Source organism: Leptothoe sp. ISB3NOV94-8A, from assembly GCF_043421595.1.
In the GTDB taxonomy this organism is placed as follows: Bacteria; Cyanobacteriota; Cyanobacteriia; order Phormidesmidales; family Phormidesmidaceae; genus Leptothoe; species Leptothoe turfae.
In genome coordinates, this window is the sequence record NZ_JAXSQW010000001.1 from 5,181,860 (window position 1) to 5,196,729 (window position 14,870).

Sequence of the window (14,870 nt, forward strand, 5' to 3'; positions counted from 1 at the left end):
AAGATTGGGGCAATTAACCGTTCTTTTCTTAACTAATCTAAAGTTTTCAACGTATGAGAGATCCTGCTCAAAGGCATGCGTATTGGCGTGCCAACATTACCCTTATTCTAGCGCTACTGGCGGTTTGGGGATTTGTATCCCTAATCTGCAGCATTTTGTTGGTAGACATCCTCAATCAGATTCAGTTTTTTGGTCTACCGCTTGGATTCTGGATTGCGCAGCAAGGTTCAATTCTCACCTTTGTGGTGCTGATTTTTGTCTATGCCTATCAGATGGATAAACTCGACAAGCATTATCGAGCTCAACAACTTAGTAAACGTCATGCAAGTATTGCTGAGCATGATGTAAGGAGGGAACATGCCAACTGAGGTTTGGACGGGCTTGTTTGTCGCTGCATCATTCCTGATGTATATCTACATCGGATGGCGTTCTCGCGTTCGTGATAGTAAAGGCTTTTATGTGGCTGGGCAAGGTATTCCCGCTCTTGCCAATGGGGCTGCTACTGCCGCTGACTGGATGTCGGCAGCATCGTTTATCTCCATGGCGGGTCTCATCTCGTTTATGGGTTATGACGGTTCGATTTATTTGATGGGTTGGACCGGTGGCTATGTTCTTCTGGCGTTGTTGCTAGCGCCCTATCTGCGGAAGTTTGGCAAGTACACAGTGCCTGATTTTGTGGGCGATCGCTACTATTCCAAATGGGCTCGTCTGGTAGCTGTGGTAGCCGCGATCTTTGTGTCACTCACCTATATCGCGGGCCAAATGAGGGGGGTCGGTATCGTCTTTAGCCGCTTCCTACAGGTGGATGTAAACACAGGCGTGTTTATCGGCATGTTGATTGTCGGCTTTTTTGCTGTTCTGGGTGGCATGAAGGGTATTACGTGGACGCAAGTTGCCCAATACTATGTGCTGATTATTGCCTACATGATTCCGGCGATTGCGATCGCACTCCTCCTCACCGGTAATCCTGTTCCCCAGTTCGCCATGACCTTTGGCGACATCAGCACCAAACTAAACCAAATCCAGGTGGATTTGGGCTTTGCCGAATACACCCAGGCCTTTGCCAACAAATCTATGTTGGATGTGCTGGCCATCACCATTGCCTTAATGGTAGGCACTGCTGGTCTTCCCCATGTAATCGTGCGCTTCTACACAGTTAAGAACGTGCGTTCAGCAAGATTCTCTGCAGGCTGGGCCTTGTTGTTTATTGCCTTGCTTTACACAACAGCGCCTGCGTTGTCGATGTTTGCCCGTTATAACCTGGTCAACACATTGCACAATGCCACTGTTGAAGAGGTACAACAGCTGGACTGGGCACAAAAGTGGGAAAACACGGGCCTGTTAGCCTTTAACGACAAAAATCAGGACGGTCGGTTTCAGCTCACTTCTGAGGAAACCAGCAATGAAATCACCATTGATCGCGACATCATTGTGCTCTCCACACCAGAGGTGGCTAAATTAGCGCCTTGGGTAATTGCCTTGGTTGCCGCTGGTGGTCTTGCCGCTGCGCTATCAACGGCCTCAGGTTTATTGCTAGTGATTTCTAGCTCCATCGCCCATGATGTCTACTATCGATTAATTAATCCAGAAGCTTCAGAAAAGAAACGGGTGTTTGTAGGCCGTGTGATGGTAGGGTTTGCCCTGGTAATTGCCGGATATTTTGGCATTAATCCGCCTGGCTTTGTCGGTCAGGTGGTAGCCTTTGCCTTTGGCTTAGCCGCAGCCAGCTTCTTCCCCGCGATTATCTTGGGTATTTTTGACAAGCGCACTAACCGTGAAGGTGCGATCTCAGGTATGCTTGTCGGTCTGATTTTCACCTCGTTCTACATTATCGGTGTGAAATTCTTCGGCATGCCCACCTGGTTCTTTAATATCTCCGCTGAGGGTATTGGCACCTTGGGTATGATTCTTAATCTGATAGTGACACTTGTTGTTTCCCGCTTGACACCGCCACCACCACTTCACATTCAAGAACTAGTGGAAGATTTGAGATCTCCCGAAGACATTCTTGGAGATGACCCTGCTATAGCTGCATAACCAACACTGTTATGGTCTGCATCTAAAGGGCCCAAAAAGGTTTCTAAGATTTTCTTGGAAACCTTTCTCGCTTTTTAGACATAAGGGTTGAGAACCTTACGCCAAGATCTCCCCATAGATCAGAAACATACAGGATAATAAATTTGACAATAACGACGCAGGTGTTTTGACTCTTTTTTCAGCTTAACCTAGCGTTTAGGCTCACACACCACTCGAAAGCCACAGGAATTGCTACGCCCCACTTGAGTGTTTTTATCACGGGCAGCTGATCGACAGAAGTGCGTATCGTTAAACCATGAGCCACCGCGCATTACCTTAGAAGCAGTCGCATTACCCGACAGCCATTTATTAGCATCGCTTGGAGCACCTTCATAACTCTCGTGATAATCATCGGAACACCATTCATGAACATTGCCATGCATGTTGTATAGGCCAAAAGCATTGGGCCAGAAGCTGTCAGCTTTTACTGGGTTGTTGCGATAGTTCTCTTCATAGTTTTCAGTAAAGGAGAAGTCTGCAAAAAAGTTAGCAATTTCTGTGGTTAAGGCTTCACCAAAAGAGAATGGGGTTGTTGTTCCAGCACGACAGGCGTATTCCCACTCAGCTTCACTGGGTAATCGATAGTTACGCCCCGTCAGCTCACTCAGTTGCTGGCAAAATATATCCGCATCGTCCCAGGTAATCTGCTCTACTGGCAAATCGGCCCCATCTTCGCCTTGATCATCTGTAAAGTACGACGGATTGTTGCCCATGACAGCCTCATACTGCCGCTGGGTAACCACAAAAGCTCCCAGGTAAAAACTAGGCACCTGAATCGAACGCTGAGGCCCTTCTTGTTCTTCACGTTTAGGCTCGGATGGTGGAGACCCCATTAGAAACTCGCCAGCCGGTATTTGGACCATACGGAGAGGGAGTACTTTACGCAACTGCCGACGTAGAAGAGGCTCATCAAAGTAATCAACCCTGATAGACGGTTCCGCAGTGATCTGGCCATTCGAATCGACTTGAACCGTCTTCAACCCTCGGCTTTTTAGAGGCTGCCCTGTAGGCGTGATGGTCGCCGCTGCATTTTTACAGCCTACGGTCACCACAGCCGTTGCGGTTGACACACCTAAAAACTTCAATGCTTTACGCCGTGAGCATTGATACTGAAGACTGCGACTGCTCCAAAAAGGATTATGGCAAATACGACTATCCTGGGTCAGGGCAGCCATGCTAGCCCCGCCTATTTGTTTGATGACCTGGTAACGACGACTGCCTGACATAACTCCTTAAATAAGGACACCCTTCTCAGTGATCCAATACCAGATAATTCGCTCGTTTTTTCGGCAACACTGAACTAGTAAGGTAAAAAAACCAAAACCCAATGCATTTGTGAAGTTTTACAAATGCATTGTTATCATCACATACTCGGTTTATATCTGGAACTGCTTGGCATAGAAGCTGGCATAACGTCCCGATTGCTGTAACAGTTCAGCGTGGTTTCCGGATTCGATAATACGACCTTTTTCCATGACTAGGATGCGATCGCACCGTCTTACGGTCGCCAGTCGATGGGCAATTACAAACACGGTCCGTCCATGCATTAACCTCTCCAATGCTTCCTGCACTAGCGACTCTGACTCTGCATCAAGGGCAGAAGTTGCCTCATCTAGAATTAGAATCTTTGGATCAAATAAAACGGCTCGTGCGATCGCAATTCGCTGCCGCTGCCCCCCTGACAAGTTAACCCCTCGTTCGCCGACCCAGGTATGGTAGCCCTGGGAGAACTGGCTAATAAATCCATGGGCATTGGCAACCCGTGCCGCAGCTTCCACCTCTGCCAGATTAAAGTCTTGTTGACCAAAGGCAATATTTTCGGCAATCGTCCCAGAGAACAAAACATTTTCCTGGGGCACAATCCCAATCTGACGACGCAGACTTTGTAGTGTCACCTGACGCACGTTGATACCATCAAGCAAAATCTCTCCCGTGGCCACATCATAAAAACGCGGCAACAGATTGACTAAAGTAGTTTTGCCGGCCCCTGATAGGCCCACCAAAGCAATAGTTTGGCCAGGTTCTGCAGAAAGGTTCACCGCATCTAACACCGGCTGGTTGGCTTCATAGGCAAAGCTAACATCGCGATAGTCCACTTTCCCTGAAACCGTCGGCAGCGATTTTGCATGGGGCTCATCCTGCACTGAGGGCTTGAACCGCAACAGCTCTAGCACACGGTCTATGGACGCTTCTCCTTGCTTAAACTCATTGAAATTTTGAATCACATGATTGACCGGATCAATCAGCAGTAACGCATTGATCACATAGGTGCCAAACCCTTCACGGGCCAAATTGCCAAGGCTAATCTGCCAGGTACCGACGAGCAACAAAATCACAATCATGCCGGCATAGAGAAACCCAACAACCGGAAACTGTACTGCCTGCAACCAAGCCACAGAATAGCGGGCATCACGATTGTTGGCGGAGGCCTTAGCAAAGCGATCAATTTCATAGTCTTCAGCTGCAAAGGCTTGAACTAAGCGAATACCGCTAAAAACTTCCGCCACCTGAGAAGAGAGATCGGCAACTTTGTCCTGACTGCGACGGGCAGCGGTCAGCATCTTTTCGCCAAACCAGCCAGATAAGACTGCCAGCAACGGAATCAGGATCAAGGCCGTCGCCGTTAGCTGCCAGTTGAGATAGATCATGTAGCCAAACACCACCACCAGCTGTAGCGCAGAGGGCACAAAATCGTGGAATAGCTTGTAGACAACCTCGCCAATGCGATCCACATCTTCGGTCAAGCGATAGGCCAGATCGCCCGTTTTAGTTTGTTCGAAGTAGGTCAGACTGAGGGTTTGCAGATGGCCATAGACACGGGTACGCAGCTGATGGGCAACACGAAATGCAGCCTTCGCCATGAGGGAGTCTTGGCCATACTGAGCCGCTTTTTGGATGAGCAAACCGATCAGGGTAAGCGCAGCAACTTTACCAAAGGCCGCAACTTGTCCCTGCACCAGGGTGGAAATAGCCAGACCACCTAGCTTGGCAAGAATTGGCCAGTAAATGGTGAAAATCAGGGTGCAGATAAAGGCAGGAATTAAGATTGCCTGCTGACGACGAATGTAGGGCAGCAGCTGCCAATAGTTGGGGCGATTATCCAAGGCGTTTTGAACCAATAGGCGTGTCATGGATTACGCTACCAGGTTCCGGGCGGGTACAAGACACCGCCCCTACCGTGGTTAAATACCGTGGTTAAAATGAACGCACATTGGAGACTCGCACATCATTATGCCTACCGTCATCGTCGCTACGGGTAACCCTGGCAAACTCAAAGAAATGCAGGTGTATCTGACACCCCTGGGCTGGGATTTGCAGCTAAAGCCCCAAGAAATTGATGTGGATGAGACAGGGATAACATTTATTGAGAATGCGCGGCTCAAGGCAAGGGAAGTTGCGATCGCAACCAACCAATGGGCCATTGCCGATGACTCAGGGCTGCAAATTAATGCCTTAAACGGTGCACCAGGTCTCTATTCAGCCCGCTATGGCAAGGATGACCAGGATCGCATTAATCGAGTTTTGCGGGAGTTAAGCGGCAGTGAGGACCGTAGTGCTCAGTTTGTCTGTGCCCTGGCCCTCGCCCGCCCCGATGGCACCATCGCCCTCGAAACAGAAGGCATCTGTCCTGGGGAAATTCTGACTGAGCCCAAGGGTAGCAACGGTTTTGGCTACGACCCTATTTTTTACGTCCCGAGCCAGGGTAAAACCTTTGCAGAAATGAGCGACCCACAAAAAGAAACCCACAGCCATCGGGGTATTGCCTTTGCTCAAATTATGGAGCAACTGAGGCAATTGCCAATGCCCTAAGCAAACAAGTTGAAGTTAGGGTCATCAAAAATAAGTACAAATGAACCTACAATATACTGAGGCTAGCGTTTGAATTCCCGAAACCTATGGTTGCCACGTCCACCAAACTGAGCATTCGTTGGGAAAAGCTACCCAAGCATTATGTTCTACCGGATGACCCTGTGGACAATATCAGCCAACCCTTTATTGCCGCTGCGTTGAGTGAAAGTCTTTCTATTGCTGGTCGGATTTCGGAAACAGCCCTGATAACAACCAACTATGGTCTCTGTGCCACAGTCAATGACAAAACCGTAGTCAAAGCTCCTGATTGGGCGTTTATTCCCCACATCACCGTACCTAGAGCAGATATCGAACGAAGTTATACCCCATATCTAGAAGGTGATCCGCCCACAGTGGTGATGGAGTTTCTGTCAGCTACAGAGGGAGGTGAATACTCCATTAAAGCCACCTATCCACCGGGTAAATGGTTCTACTATGAGAGCATTCTCAAAGTGCCCTATTACATCATCTTTGAGCCGACCAATGGTAGCCTCGAAGTCTATCGTCTGGATGACGCCAATGGGTATCAACTACAGATGCCTGATAACCAGAATGGCTACTTGATAGAAAATATGGGTCTTTCCCTGGGAGTGTGGGAAGGTATTCGTGAAAATCGTTCAGGTTATTGGCTACGGTGGTGGGATACCCAGGGACAGTTACTGCTTTGGGGCAGCGAGCTATCTGCCCAAGAGCGCCAACGAGCAGAACAGGCTGAGCAAACTCGAAATGCAGCCGTTCTTAAGTTACTATCCATGGGCCTAACCACTCAACAAGTAGCTGAAGCGTTGACCCTACCTGAAAAAGCTGTCATTTCAATACAGGCCTCTGATTAACCCTGTGTCAGCAGCAATAAAAAGCTGCCTTCTACTAAGAAGGCAGCTTATATGAGTAATTCGATAACTTTTCGTAACGAAAAGGGCTTTCTTTATTCTTCGCCAAACATGGATTGAATCTGGCCCAGTGCAGCTTGGAAAATGTTAAAACCAGCCCAGCCCGCAGCTAGGGCAATGGGAGCAAGTACAGCTACAACCCGGAAATCAATGTCCATTACCGAACCTCCTGCGGAGAAAAACGTTTTATGTAAATACTTATATATAATATTCTCATAAACTAGGCGCAGTTTGAAGTGGGGATAAGATCTTCGCCGAAGGTTAATGAGTGGTGAAAGGAGCGGGAAATAGGGTTAGCCCCATGGGTGTACATGGCTTTTTATGTAGATAATTTTATTTAGAGCGGGTCGCAAAACCAAACACCTCAAGCATCTCAGGTTTGACAGCGGACGCTTCCGTTCACAACATCAAAAAGGTTCATAAATCATTTCTATAATTACTATGACTAACCGGCCTGTCGCCGCTATTACCGGAGCCTCTAGCGGTATTGGTAGTGCTATTGCCACTCGCCTAGCGGCGGATGGATATGACTTAGCCTTGTGTGCCCGTCGTCAGCAGCGTCTGACAGAACTAGCCGATACGTTATCGCAGCAACATGGGGCCGCAGTGTTAACTCAAAGCGTTGATCTGCGCGATGAATCCCAAATTTTGGCCTGGTTTAGCGCGATCGCAACCCGCTTTAACCACCTCGATGTGCTGATCAACAACGCTGGTCTCGGCTATCAAGAATCCCTCACCAGCGGCAGTACCGAAAAATGGCGCGAAACTCTTGATGTTAACGTTATTGCCCTTTCCATCTGCACCCGCGAAGCCATTAAGCTAATGCACAACCTTGGTAAAGACCAGGGTCATGTTGTCCACATCAGCTCCATGTCGGGCCATCGAGTTCCCAGCAGCGGCATGTACTCCGCCTCTAAGTTTGCCGTACGTGCCCTCACAGAAGGACTACGTCAGGAGCTCCGAGCAGACGGCAGCGCCATTCGCATCTCATCCATCAGCCCTGGCTTTGTGGAAACCGAGTTTGCCGAAAAATACTCCGGCAGTCGAGAACAAGCTCAACAGGTCTACAATCAATTTCCGGTACTCCAGCCCAATGACATTGCTAATGCCATTGGCTATGTCCTCAGCCAACCCGACCATGTACAGGTCCATGACATCTTGCTAAGGCCGACTCAGCAATCGAGTTAGGGGGTGCATAGACATCAAAGTCTGATGTGGATGGGTGAATGGGTAGATGGGTGGATGGGTTTTAGTTGCAAGCGTCTTAGGCTGTTTCCATCCACTCAATACATGTCTGCAACTCGTTTGCCATGTTACTGCTGTGGAAGCGACGACCGTGCCCCGGCAGAACCCATTCAAACGAGTAATCGGTCAGGCGCTTCATGGATTTGATTTGCTCGTCCCAGGAGTACCAACAATAACGCCGGAAACCGTAGAGGTGCTCCAGGTAAGCCGACCAGGCCAGGTGATCGCCTGTGAACAGAAATTTGTTCTGATACAGCAGTACGATATGGCCTTTACTGTGGCCAGGGACGGGAATGATGGTGATATCTGGTGCTAGTTGGTAAGGGGCCTGTCCCTGAAGCTGAATTTCGACGGATTGGGTATCGCTGGTGATATCGTCCTGGTGGAGAATGCGATCGCAGCCAAAATGCTCCTGAAACTTGGCATGATCCGCCACATCGTCCCGATGGGTGAGATAGAGGTATTGCACCCCACCCATAGCCTCCAATTGTTTTACTAAAGGTGGGGTAAATCGAGGAGAATCAATCAGAACATTTCCCTCAGGCCGTTGAATAAAATAGCTGGCCGCCGCATAGGATTTCTCAGAATGATAGCCACAATGATAAACATTGTCCTCAATTAGCGCCGGCAGTTGCTCCTGGGCCTGTTTAATATCCTTGGGTGTAGCCGCCGTCCCAATCGATGCGGTAGGACACGACAACAATGCTTTTAACGCTTGAATTCGCTGCTCTGTAGTTGTCGGTTGAGCATGCACCGCCGACATCTCTCCATCTCGACCAAACACCTCAGGAGCCATCCAGCGACAGGTATCGCAATCGATACACGTAGTATCAACAAAAAAGTCACCTTCTACATTCTCTGGACGACGAGCTTTAAGCTGAGCCATAACATCACCATTTGTTATAGTTCCAGTTTAGTCAATGCATTAGAAACTGTTTAATACATACAAGAAATTATCAAAGAAAAGAACCTACGAAAGAGACTCTTAGTTGCAAAGAATCTCCAGAAAAGAGCCGCCAGATCTGACATATCAAACTACAATCCATCGCCCATTCGCCTGGGCATATGAGTAATGAAAGCAATTGTTAAACCGTTGGACTGGCATTCAGATTATTTTGTAATTGCTGTTGTAGATCATCGACAGGATTAATCACCAAGCCAGAAGTCTCGCTTTCATTGGGAAGATACTCACTGGAGTGGGCGGCAGTTTTTGATAAAAACAAAACTTCAGCGCTGTTGCGGGGCAATTGTTTACCCGCTTGCGCTGTCAGCCATATGATGGGTGGGGCTGGCAATTTTTGATTACCGACATCATTTAGTTGAATGCCTGCCAACACCGTCAAAACCGCTGTTGAATCGTGCACTAGCCCCGTCCTGGAACTCCAAAACTGAGTCGCCAGACCCTGGCGCTGACCATAGTAATAAAGTGATGCTGCTGCGATTACGGCTCGTTCAAAACTATCAATATCCCATGACTCAGAGGTATCTAAGGCAATAATTAAACTCTGGTGACTGGTTAACACCTCTAGCTCGCGCACCCGCAGTTCTCCGTAGCGGGCACTGGTGCGCCAGTGGATTAATCGAGTGGGGTCACCCCAGCGATAGGGGCGCAGAGCACGAGTGATACCTTCCGTGCCACTGGCATTGATGGCCGTTTTTTGCAGCTGCCGCCGTCCTGTTTCATCGCCCAAGGAGTCGATGACTGGACAACGCTCTAAGGGCAGTATTTGAGGATAGACGACAGCCTTTGCGTGCGCGGCATGCAAACGACTGCACCAGAACAATCCTAAAGGGGCCGCCGTTCGTAGACGGACATCAGGCCAGGTATAAATACCTCGCTTTTCAGTTGGAATTTCGTAACGCCAGGTGTGTTGCGATCGCGCCTGCAAACTGGCAATGGCATGGGTCGGCTTAGGCCCTAACTTAGCAGGTACAAGGTCTTGCATCTGGAGCAAATTCTTGGGGGAAGCAGTGGTATTTTTCAGCGTCACCACCATCGCTAGAGCCTCTCCTGCCGAGACAGGTCGAGGCATTTGTCGAGCCACAGATAGCCCATGCAACGCTCGCTGCGGCAAAATCGACGACACCGACAATAAGGCAATCATGATGCCACTAATCACATACAGCCAACCTGCCATGGTGTTAGTTGCCGCGCCGAAAAAACATAGCGTAATCCCCAGCAACACCCAACCACTATAGGCAGGGGTCACCCAGTTGGCTTCCATCCAATGAGATAAACGTTTTAATAAAAACATCAACTATGCCCGAAAAGAACGATTGGCTGCCTTTCTGCGCTTCAGGATGCCCTAAGTAATTAGGTTAAACTAATGACACCATAGATGGCTTCTGAGCGATTTAACCATGCCAGATATCCGCTCTACGCTATACAACGTTACATATCCTGAGTCCGACGGCCAGCCAATAGCGGAAAGTGACGCTACCCGCGATTATTGGTTTTATGGCGTTGAAGCCCCCAGACTTTACTTTAAAAGCCGTGGCAGCGTTTATGTGTCTGGCAATTTATTTGTCTATTACGAAGAAGGAAACCCCAAGGCCGTTATCTCACCTGAGCTGACGCTTTAGCAGAGAAGTTGCGATCGCTCGGCATCGATCCAGATGAGATTTAGGTCCCTGACGCAAATACGGCATCTGTAGTCAAATCCAACTCAGGAAATACCCCAGAAACCAACTTTTCTCCCGCTACAAATCGTCGAATTTGGTACTTTTCTGCATGGGGGTTCACTAGACAAGTACGAGGAATCGAATAAGGTAGCTTATTTCGCCAAATTTCAAAATTGAACTCTGCGCTCAAAAAGCCGCCGATATCTTCATGGGGACCGGTTGGCAACATCTCAACCACAACGCCCTCAATCAATTCATACCGATAACCATCGTCTGGATACCAATCCAGGAAAGCCTCAAAATTCATCGGGCTTGCTACCCGCCCCTGAAACATAAGGAACCCTCAACTCGTTATGGAGCCTGGGTTTAAGCCTAGTACAGGCGCAATTTACTCAGCGGTGGGGTGATGGGATTTGGGTGATGGGTGGATAGGTCTTTAGACATGGCCTTTGAAGGCTTTGTCGAGGATGGCGGGGAGCAGGGCATCGAGTTCGATGGCGGTTTGGGGTTGGAGGGTGCGGAGGGTGTTGATTTTGGTTTGGAGATTATCGAGGTCAGTGACAATCTCGCACCACTTCCACAAAAGAGTTTCAGGAACCAACCAAGAGCCTTAAATAACTGGCTCACTTTACTACCAGAGCTATTTTGTCGCAGGAGAATTGCGAATCATTGAAACATAAACTACGGCCAAAGTAAGACGACTCCAGTTGGGCTGGTTAAGCGTAAATGAGAGACCGCCCAAAAGGGCTAACCAACCCACTGGACCAATCACGAGGGCAATTGCTTGACTCATTCCCATATAAACAGCAAAAGGCAAAGTAATACCCAGAGTGCTAGTCAGCCCTCCAAGTACGGTGCTGGCCATCAGATACACACCAAACCCACTGACCTTAGCAACAGTCATAACACTACCTGTAAGTAAAAAAGCTTCTACTCTGGGGTCATTACTACTGCGCTGCGTCTCCATAATTACTTGCTCTTGTTGCTCTAGAGTCAGGCGGTCGAACATATCTTGAAAAACCTTAGCGACCACAGCTGTTTCAATTTCATGAGTTTCTAATTGTTTCCAGCGTCGTCCTTTGAGGGTGGCTAACCATTCAATACCAATGTGATCAGCTACATCAGTTACAACTTGTTTCCACGATTCATCCCAAAACAATTGCCCAATACTACCTGCCCTGAGATAGCGAATGTGATTACACAGAGTATCAACATCACTACCAAAACCAGAGGCGGTTAGTTTTCCAAGATTGTGACGATGTTTATGGGTAGTGCCTTGGACAATTTTTTTGAACTCATGCAGCGGCATAGTATGACCAAATATATGGTTTGAAATGCTTTTCTCTAATTTTTTCAATGCACACATCAACCAAACCGCATGATTCTTTAATGCTAGTAGAGCTATTTCATTCTAAAAATATGAGAGCACAAAAATCGTAAGTTGTGCGACACAACAAAGCCCCAATGGCACTCAACCATCGGGGCATTTTCACAAATTTATCTACCAACCGTAACCATCCCAGAGAAGCCGTTGCCTGAGCAGCACCGTTGCCTGAGCGGAGTCGAAGCCAACATCCCCTTCGACTCCGCTCAGGGGACGCTTACAGACCAACCCTTAACGCTTCTTCGCTAGCTTCTTCTTCGGCATCTTGCGCAGACGAATCGACTCAGGCGTTACCTCAACCATCTCATCCGACGCAATATACTCCAGCGCCCGTTCTAGACCCATTTCCTGGGGTGTCTGCAACTGCACTAGCTCATCACCACTCGCTGCCCGATGGTTGGTTAGCTGCTTAGCCTTACAGATATTCAGCTCCAGATCCTGAGGCCGATTATTCTCCCCAACGATCATGCCCTTGTACACCTTAGTACCAGGCTCAATAAAGAAGATGCCGCGATCCTCAGCATTCTTCAGTGCGTAGAACGTGGCCACACCTTCCTCAAAGGCAATCAGCACACCGTTGCGGCGAGCACCCACATCACCAGACATGGGGCGATAATCCAAGAAACTATGGTTCATGATGCCCTCACCACGGGTTTGGCGCATAAACTCACCCCGGAAGCCAATCAGACCACGGGCAGGTACCACAAACTCAAGCTGGGCACGGCCATTGCCGTCCACCATCATGTCCTGCATTTCACCGCGACGTTGACCCAGGCGCTCCATACAGCCGCCCACAGCATCTTCAGGCACATCCATCACCAGCTGCTCATAGGGCTCACAGGGCTGGCCATTGACTTCACGGAAAATCACCTGCGGCTGAGACACTTGGAACTCGTAGCCCTCACGACGCATGGTTTCAATCAAAATACCTAGGTGAAGCTCACCACGACCAGATACGCCAAAGCGGTCGGGAGAATCGGTTTCTTCCACACGCAACGCTACGTTGGTTTCCAACTCGCGCATTAAGCGATCGCGAATCTGACGAGAGGTAACAAACTTACCTTCTTTACCTGCAAATGGGGAGTCATTCACGGCAAACGTCATCTGCAGCGTGGGTTCATCCACCTTAATCAACGGCAAGGCTTGGGGGTTGTCAGCAGATGTGAGGGTTTCACCAATGTTGGCATCGGCAAAACCGGCGACTGCAACGATGTTGCCAGCGGTGGCTTCTTCAATGTCAGTGCGCTGTAGGCCTTCAAAACCCATCAGCTTCGAAATTTTAGACTTAACAATCTTGCCGTCTTCTTTGACTAGCGCAATCTGCTCACCAGCACGGATAGTCCCATTGTGAACCTTACCGATCACAATCCGCCCTAAATATTCGGAATAAGCCAGGGTAGTGACCTGCAACTGTAAAGGCTTGTCAGAATCACCGACTGGTGGTGGAACATGATGCAAAATTCCCTCAAATAGAGGCTGCATATCCTTATCTTCGTCTTCTAGCTCATTTTTGGCATAGCCAGCCAAACCAGAAGCAAACAGATAGGGGAAATCACACTGATCGTCATCAGCACCCAGCTCGATAAACAGATCCAGAACCTTATCCACGGCACCCATGGGCTCTGCCCGTGGGCGGTCAATCTTATTCACGACCACGATGGGACGTAGACCTTTCTCCAATGCTTTTTTAAGCACAAAGCGGGTTTGAGGCATCGGCCCTTCATTCGCATCCACGATCAGGATGCAGCCATCTACCATACCGAGTACGCGCTCTACCTCACCGCCAAAGTCAGCGTGACCAGGGGTATCAATAATGTTGATCAGCGTGTCTTGATAGTGAACGGCTGTGTTCTTAGAAAGAATCGTAATACCGCGTTCACGCTCCAAGTCATTGGAGTCCATGACACAGGTGGGAACGTCTTCACCTTCCCGAAAAATACCAGACTGCTGAAGGAGAGAATCGACCAGGGTTGTTTTGCCGTGGTCTACGTGCGCGATGATTGCAACGTTACGGATGGGAAGGCTCATTGGGTTGGAACTTCCAGAACTAGCGGTGTGATGTTTCGTAAAAAACCTTAACAATTGTAGCTTAGATAGCAGCGATGTCGGTCAAAGCTATATGGATTGTCAGGAAATGGGGAATAGGGAATGGGCAGTGGGCCATGAAAATAGCCCTTATGATCTGGCCAATTCTCCATTGCAAAGTTTCTAAGCTCAGGAAATTGTTCACTCTTCTATCGAGAAATAATCAATTTCCCCATTCGTAACCTATAGGTTCCATTCTGATATACAGACATTGCATGCAACGTCTCTCCAGAGAAAATCCCCACCTCGCAGTTCGGTTCTACCCACTACGAGGATTCAAATGGCTTTGTTAAATTGGCATTACAGCGGCAAAAGACCTAACAGCCGCTACCAGCCACGTTTTGAGTGAGGCAATCATGACTAACGAGTCTTTTAACAACACAAATTCCGAATTTATGGGTGGGGCTGCTGTACAGGGCAATTCTCTGATGCAATATGTGCAGTCTATGGAAACAGAGACAGTGGCACAGCTATCGCGTCCGGTATCAAGTGATGTTATGCAGGCAATGGAACATAACATCATTGCGATGCTGGGTGGTCTACCCTCTGAAGGATTTGATGTCTCTGTCACGACTAGCCGTGAGAATCTAGGTCGCTTGCTAGCTTCGGCCATGATGGGTGGCTATTTCCTTAAAGGCGCTGAGCAACGTCTGGCCATGGAAACCACACTGATGGGTAGCCTGGAAACTGACCTACAGGAATAACGCGGTCTAGATCGC

Annotated in this window: 16 protein-coding genes; 7 read left to right on the forward strand and 9 right to left on the reverse strand. The window is 48.7% G+C overall.

Annotated features, from left to right (window positions below):
- The first annotated feature begins 53 nt into the window (after window positions 1–53).
- Entirely contained in the window at window positions 54–368 is a 315-nt protein-coding gene (locus SPB21_RS22045) for a DUF4212 domain-containing protein (RefSeq protein ID WP_163666539.1), read from the forward strand.
- Window positions 358–2,037 (forward strand): sodium:solute symporter family protein, encoded by a 1,680-nt coding sequence (locus SPB21_RS22050; protein ID WP_163666537.1) that lies wholly within the window; start codon window positions 358–360, stop codon window positions 2,035–2,037. The genes SPB21_RS22045 and SPB21_RS22050 overlap by 11 nt, the downstream gene beginning before the upstream one ends.
- Before the next feature lie 188 nt (window positions 2,038–2,225).
- Here SPB21_RS22050 and SPB21_RS22055 read toward each other — a convergent pair whose 3' ends face one another.
- Together SPB21_RS22055 and SPB21_RS22060 are read right to left on the reverse strand one after the other, a co-directional pair.
- Complete coding sequence (locus SPB21_RS22055; protein WP_163666535.1) at window positions 2,226–3,302, reverse strand: formylglycine-generating enzyme family protein; 1,077 nt, start codon at window positions 3,300–3,302, stop codon at window positions 2,226–2,228.
- Between the two features lie 150 nt (window positions 3,303–3,452).
- Window positions 3,453–5,207: an ABC transporter ATP-binding protein gene (locus tag SPB21_RS22060; RefSeq protein WP_499867734.1), complete on the reverse strand. Its 1,755-nt coding sequence runs from the start codon at window positions 5,205–5,207 to the stop codon at window positions 3,453–3,455.
- Window positions 5,208–5,307: 100 nt separating this feature from the next.
- Here SPB21_RS22060 and rdgB point away from each other — a divergent pair, with 100 nt between their 5' ends.
- Window positions 5,308–5,886 carry an RdgB/HAM1 family non-canonical purine NTP pyrophosphatase gene (gene rdgB, locus SPB21_RS22065; RefSeq protein ID WP_163666531.1) on the forward strand — a complete coding sequence of 193 codons (579 nt, stop codon included), beginning with the start codon at window positions 5,308–5,310 and terminating at the stop codon, window positions 5,884–5,886.
- An 86-nt stretch (window positions 5,887–5,972) separates the two neighbouring features.
- Window positions 5,973–6,758 (forward strand): Uma2 family endonuclease, encoded by a 786-nt coding sequence (locus SPB21_RS22070; protein WP_163666529.1) that lies wholly within the window; start codon window positions 5,973–5,975, stop codon window positions 6,756–6,758.
- 92 nt (window positions 6,759–6,850) lie between these two features.
- On the opposite strand, the gene SPB21_RS22075 is transcribed toward SPB21_RS22070, so the two are convergent.
- Entirely contained in the window at window positions 6,851–6,973 is a 123-nt protein-coding gene (locus SPB21_RS22075; RefSeq protein WP_006516626.1) for a photosystem II protein Y, read from the reverse strand.
- Between the two features lie 283 nt (window positions 6,974–7,256).
- Between SPB21_RS22075 and SPB21_RS22080 the strand changes: the two genes are divergently transcribed.
- A complete protein-coding gene (locus SPB21_RS22080; protein ID WP_490793350.1) occupies window positions 7,257–8,003 on the forward strand; it encodes an SDR family NAD(P)-dependent oxidoreductase in 747 nt (248 codons plus the stop codon).
- Between the two features lie 76 nt (window positions 8,004–8,079).
- Here the strand turns inward: SPB21_RS22080 and SPB21_RS22085 are convergent, their stop codons facing one another.
- Both SPB21_RS22085 and SPB21_RS22090 read right to left on the reverse strand, forming a co-directional pair.
- Complete coding sequence (locus SPB21_RS22085; protein ID WP_499867735.1) at window positions 8,080–8,946, reverse strand: MBL fold metallo-hydrolase; 867 nt, start codon at window positions 8,944–8,946, stop codon at window positions 8,080–8,082.
- 199 nt (window positions 8,947–9,145) lie between these two features.
- Window positions 9,146–10,315, reverse strand: a complete 1,170-nt coding sequence (locus SPB21_RS22090; protein ID WP_499867736.1) for a DUF58 domain-containing protein — start codon at window positions 10,313–10,315, stop codon at window positions 9,146–9,148.
- Window positions 10,316–10,421: 106 nt separating this feature from the next.
- Here SPB21_RS22090 and SPB21_RS22095 point away from each other — a divergent pair, with 106 nt between their 5' ends.
- On the forward strand, window positions 10,422–10,643 hold the full coding sequence (locus SPB21_RS22095) for a hypothetical protein (RefSeq protein ID WP_499867737.1): 222 nt from the start codon (window positions 10,422–10,424) through the stop codon (window positions 10,641–10,643).
- A 40-nt stretch (window positions 10,644–10,683) separates the two neighbouring features.
- On the opposite strand, the gene SPB21_RS22100 is transcribed toward SPB21_RS22095, so the two are convergent.
- From SPB21_RS22100 to typA, 4 genes are all read right to left on the reverse strand, one after another.
- Window positions 10,684–11,016 carry a hypothetical protein gene (locus SPB21_RS22100; protein WP_499867738.1) on the reverse strand — a complete coding sequence of 111 codons (333 nt, stop codon included), beginning with the start codon at window positions 11,014–11,016 and terminating at the stop codon, window positions 10,684–10,686.
- A gap of 102 nt (window positions 11,017–11,118) precedes the next feature.
- Window positions 11,119–11,283, reverse strand: a complete 165-nt coding sequence (locus tag SPB21_RS22105) for a hypothetical protein (RefSeq protein WP_499867739.1) — start codon at window positions 11,281–11,283, stop codon at window positions 11,119–11,121.
- 39 nt (window positions 11,284–11,322) lie between these two features.
- On the reverse strand, window positions 11,323–11,991 hold the full coding sequence (locus tag SPB21_RS22110; protein ID WP_499060683.1) for a hypothetical protein: 669 nt from the start codon (window positions 11,989–11,991) through the stop codon (window positions 11,323–11,325).
- A 306-nt stretch (window positions 11,992–12,297) separates the two neighbouring features.
- Complete coding sequence (typA, locus tag SPB21_RS22115; RefSeq protein ID WP_163666517.1) at window positions 12,298–14,094, reverse strand: translational GTPase TypA; 1,797 nt, start codon at window positions 14,092–14,094, stop codon at window positions 12,298–12,300.
- A gap of 413 nt (window positions 14,095–14,507) precedes the next feature.
- On the opposite strand from typA, the gene SPB21_RS22120 reads away from it, so the two are divergent.
- The gene (locus tag SPB21_RS22120; protein ID WP_163666515.1) at window positions 14,508–14,855 is read left to right on the forward strand and encodes a DUF760 domain-containing protein; all 348 of its coding nucleotides are present in this window, start codon (window positions 14,508–14,510) and stop codon (window positions 14,853–14,855) included.
- Window positions 14,856–14,870: the final 15 nt, after the last annotated feature.

Bases quoted from the DNA above. Each gene is read 5' to 3' on its own strand.
- SPB21_RS22110 (WP_499060683.1), bottom strand. From the start codon at position 11,991: ATGCCGCTGCATGAGTTCAAAAAAATTGTCCAAGGCACTACCCATAAA.
- typA (WP_163666517.1), bottom strand. From the start codon at position 14,094: ATGAGCCTTCCCATCCGTAACGTTGCAATCATCGCGCACGTAGACCAC.
- SPB21_RS22085 (WP_499867735.1), bottom strand. From the start codon at position 8,946: ATGGCTCAGCTTAAAGCTCGTCGTCCAGAGAATGTAGAAGGTGACTTT.
- SPB21_RS22055 (WP_163666535.1), bottom strand. From the start codon at position 3,302: ATGTCAGGCAGTCGTCGTTACCAGGTCATCAAACAAATAGGCGGGGCT.
- SPB21_RS22075 (WP_006516626.1), bottom strand. From the start codon at position 6,973: ATGGACATTGATTTCCGGGTTGTAGCTGTACTTGCTCCCATTGCCCTA.
- SPB21_RS22095 (WP_499867737.1), top strand. From the start codon at position 10,422: ATGCCAGATATCCGCTCTACGCTATACAACGTTACATATCCTGAGTCC.
- SPB21_RS22120 (WP_163666515.1), top strand. From the start codon at position 14,508: ATGACTAACGAGTCTTTTAACAACACAAATTCCGAATTTATGGGTGGG.
- SPB21_RS22100 (WP_499867738.1), bottom strand. From the start codon at position 11,016: ATGTTTCAGGGGCGGGTAGCAAGCCCGATGAATTTTGAGGCTTTCCTG.
- SPB21_RS22045 (WP_163666539.1), top strand. From the start codon at position 54: ATGAGAGATCCTGCTCAAAGGCATGCGTATTGGCGTGCCAACATTACC.
- rdgB (WP_163666531.1), top strand. From the start codon at position 5,308: ATGCCTACCGTCATCGTCGCTACGGGTAACCCTGGCAAACTCAAAGAA.
- SPB21_RS22050 (WP_163666537.1), top strand. From the start codon at position 358: ATGCCAACTGAGGTTTGGACGGGCTTGTTTGTCGCTGCATCATTCCTG.
- SPB21_RS22060 (WP_499867734.1), bottom strand. From the start codon at position 5,207: ATGACACGCCTATTGGTTCAAAACGCCTTGGATAATCGCCCCAACTAT.
- SPB21_RS22080 (WP_490793350.1), top strand. From the start codon at position 7,257: ATGACTAACCGGCCTGTCGCCGCTATTACCGGAGCCTCTAGCGGTATT.
- SPB21_RS22070 (WP_163666529.1), top strand. From the start codon at position 5,973: ATGGTTGCCACGTCCACCAAACTGAGCATTCGTTGGGAAAAGCTACCC.
- SPB21_RS22090 (WP_499867736.1), bottom strand. From the start codon at position 10,315: ATGTTTTTATTAAAACGTTTATCTCATTGGATGGAAGCCAACTGGGTG.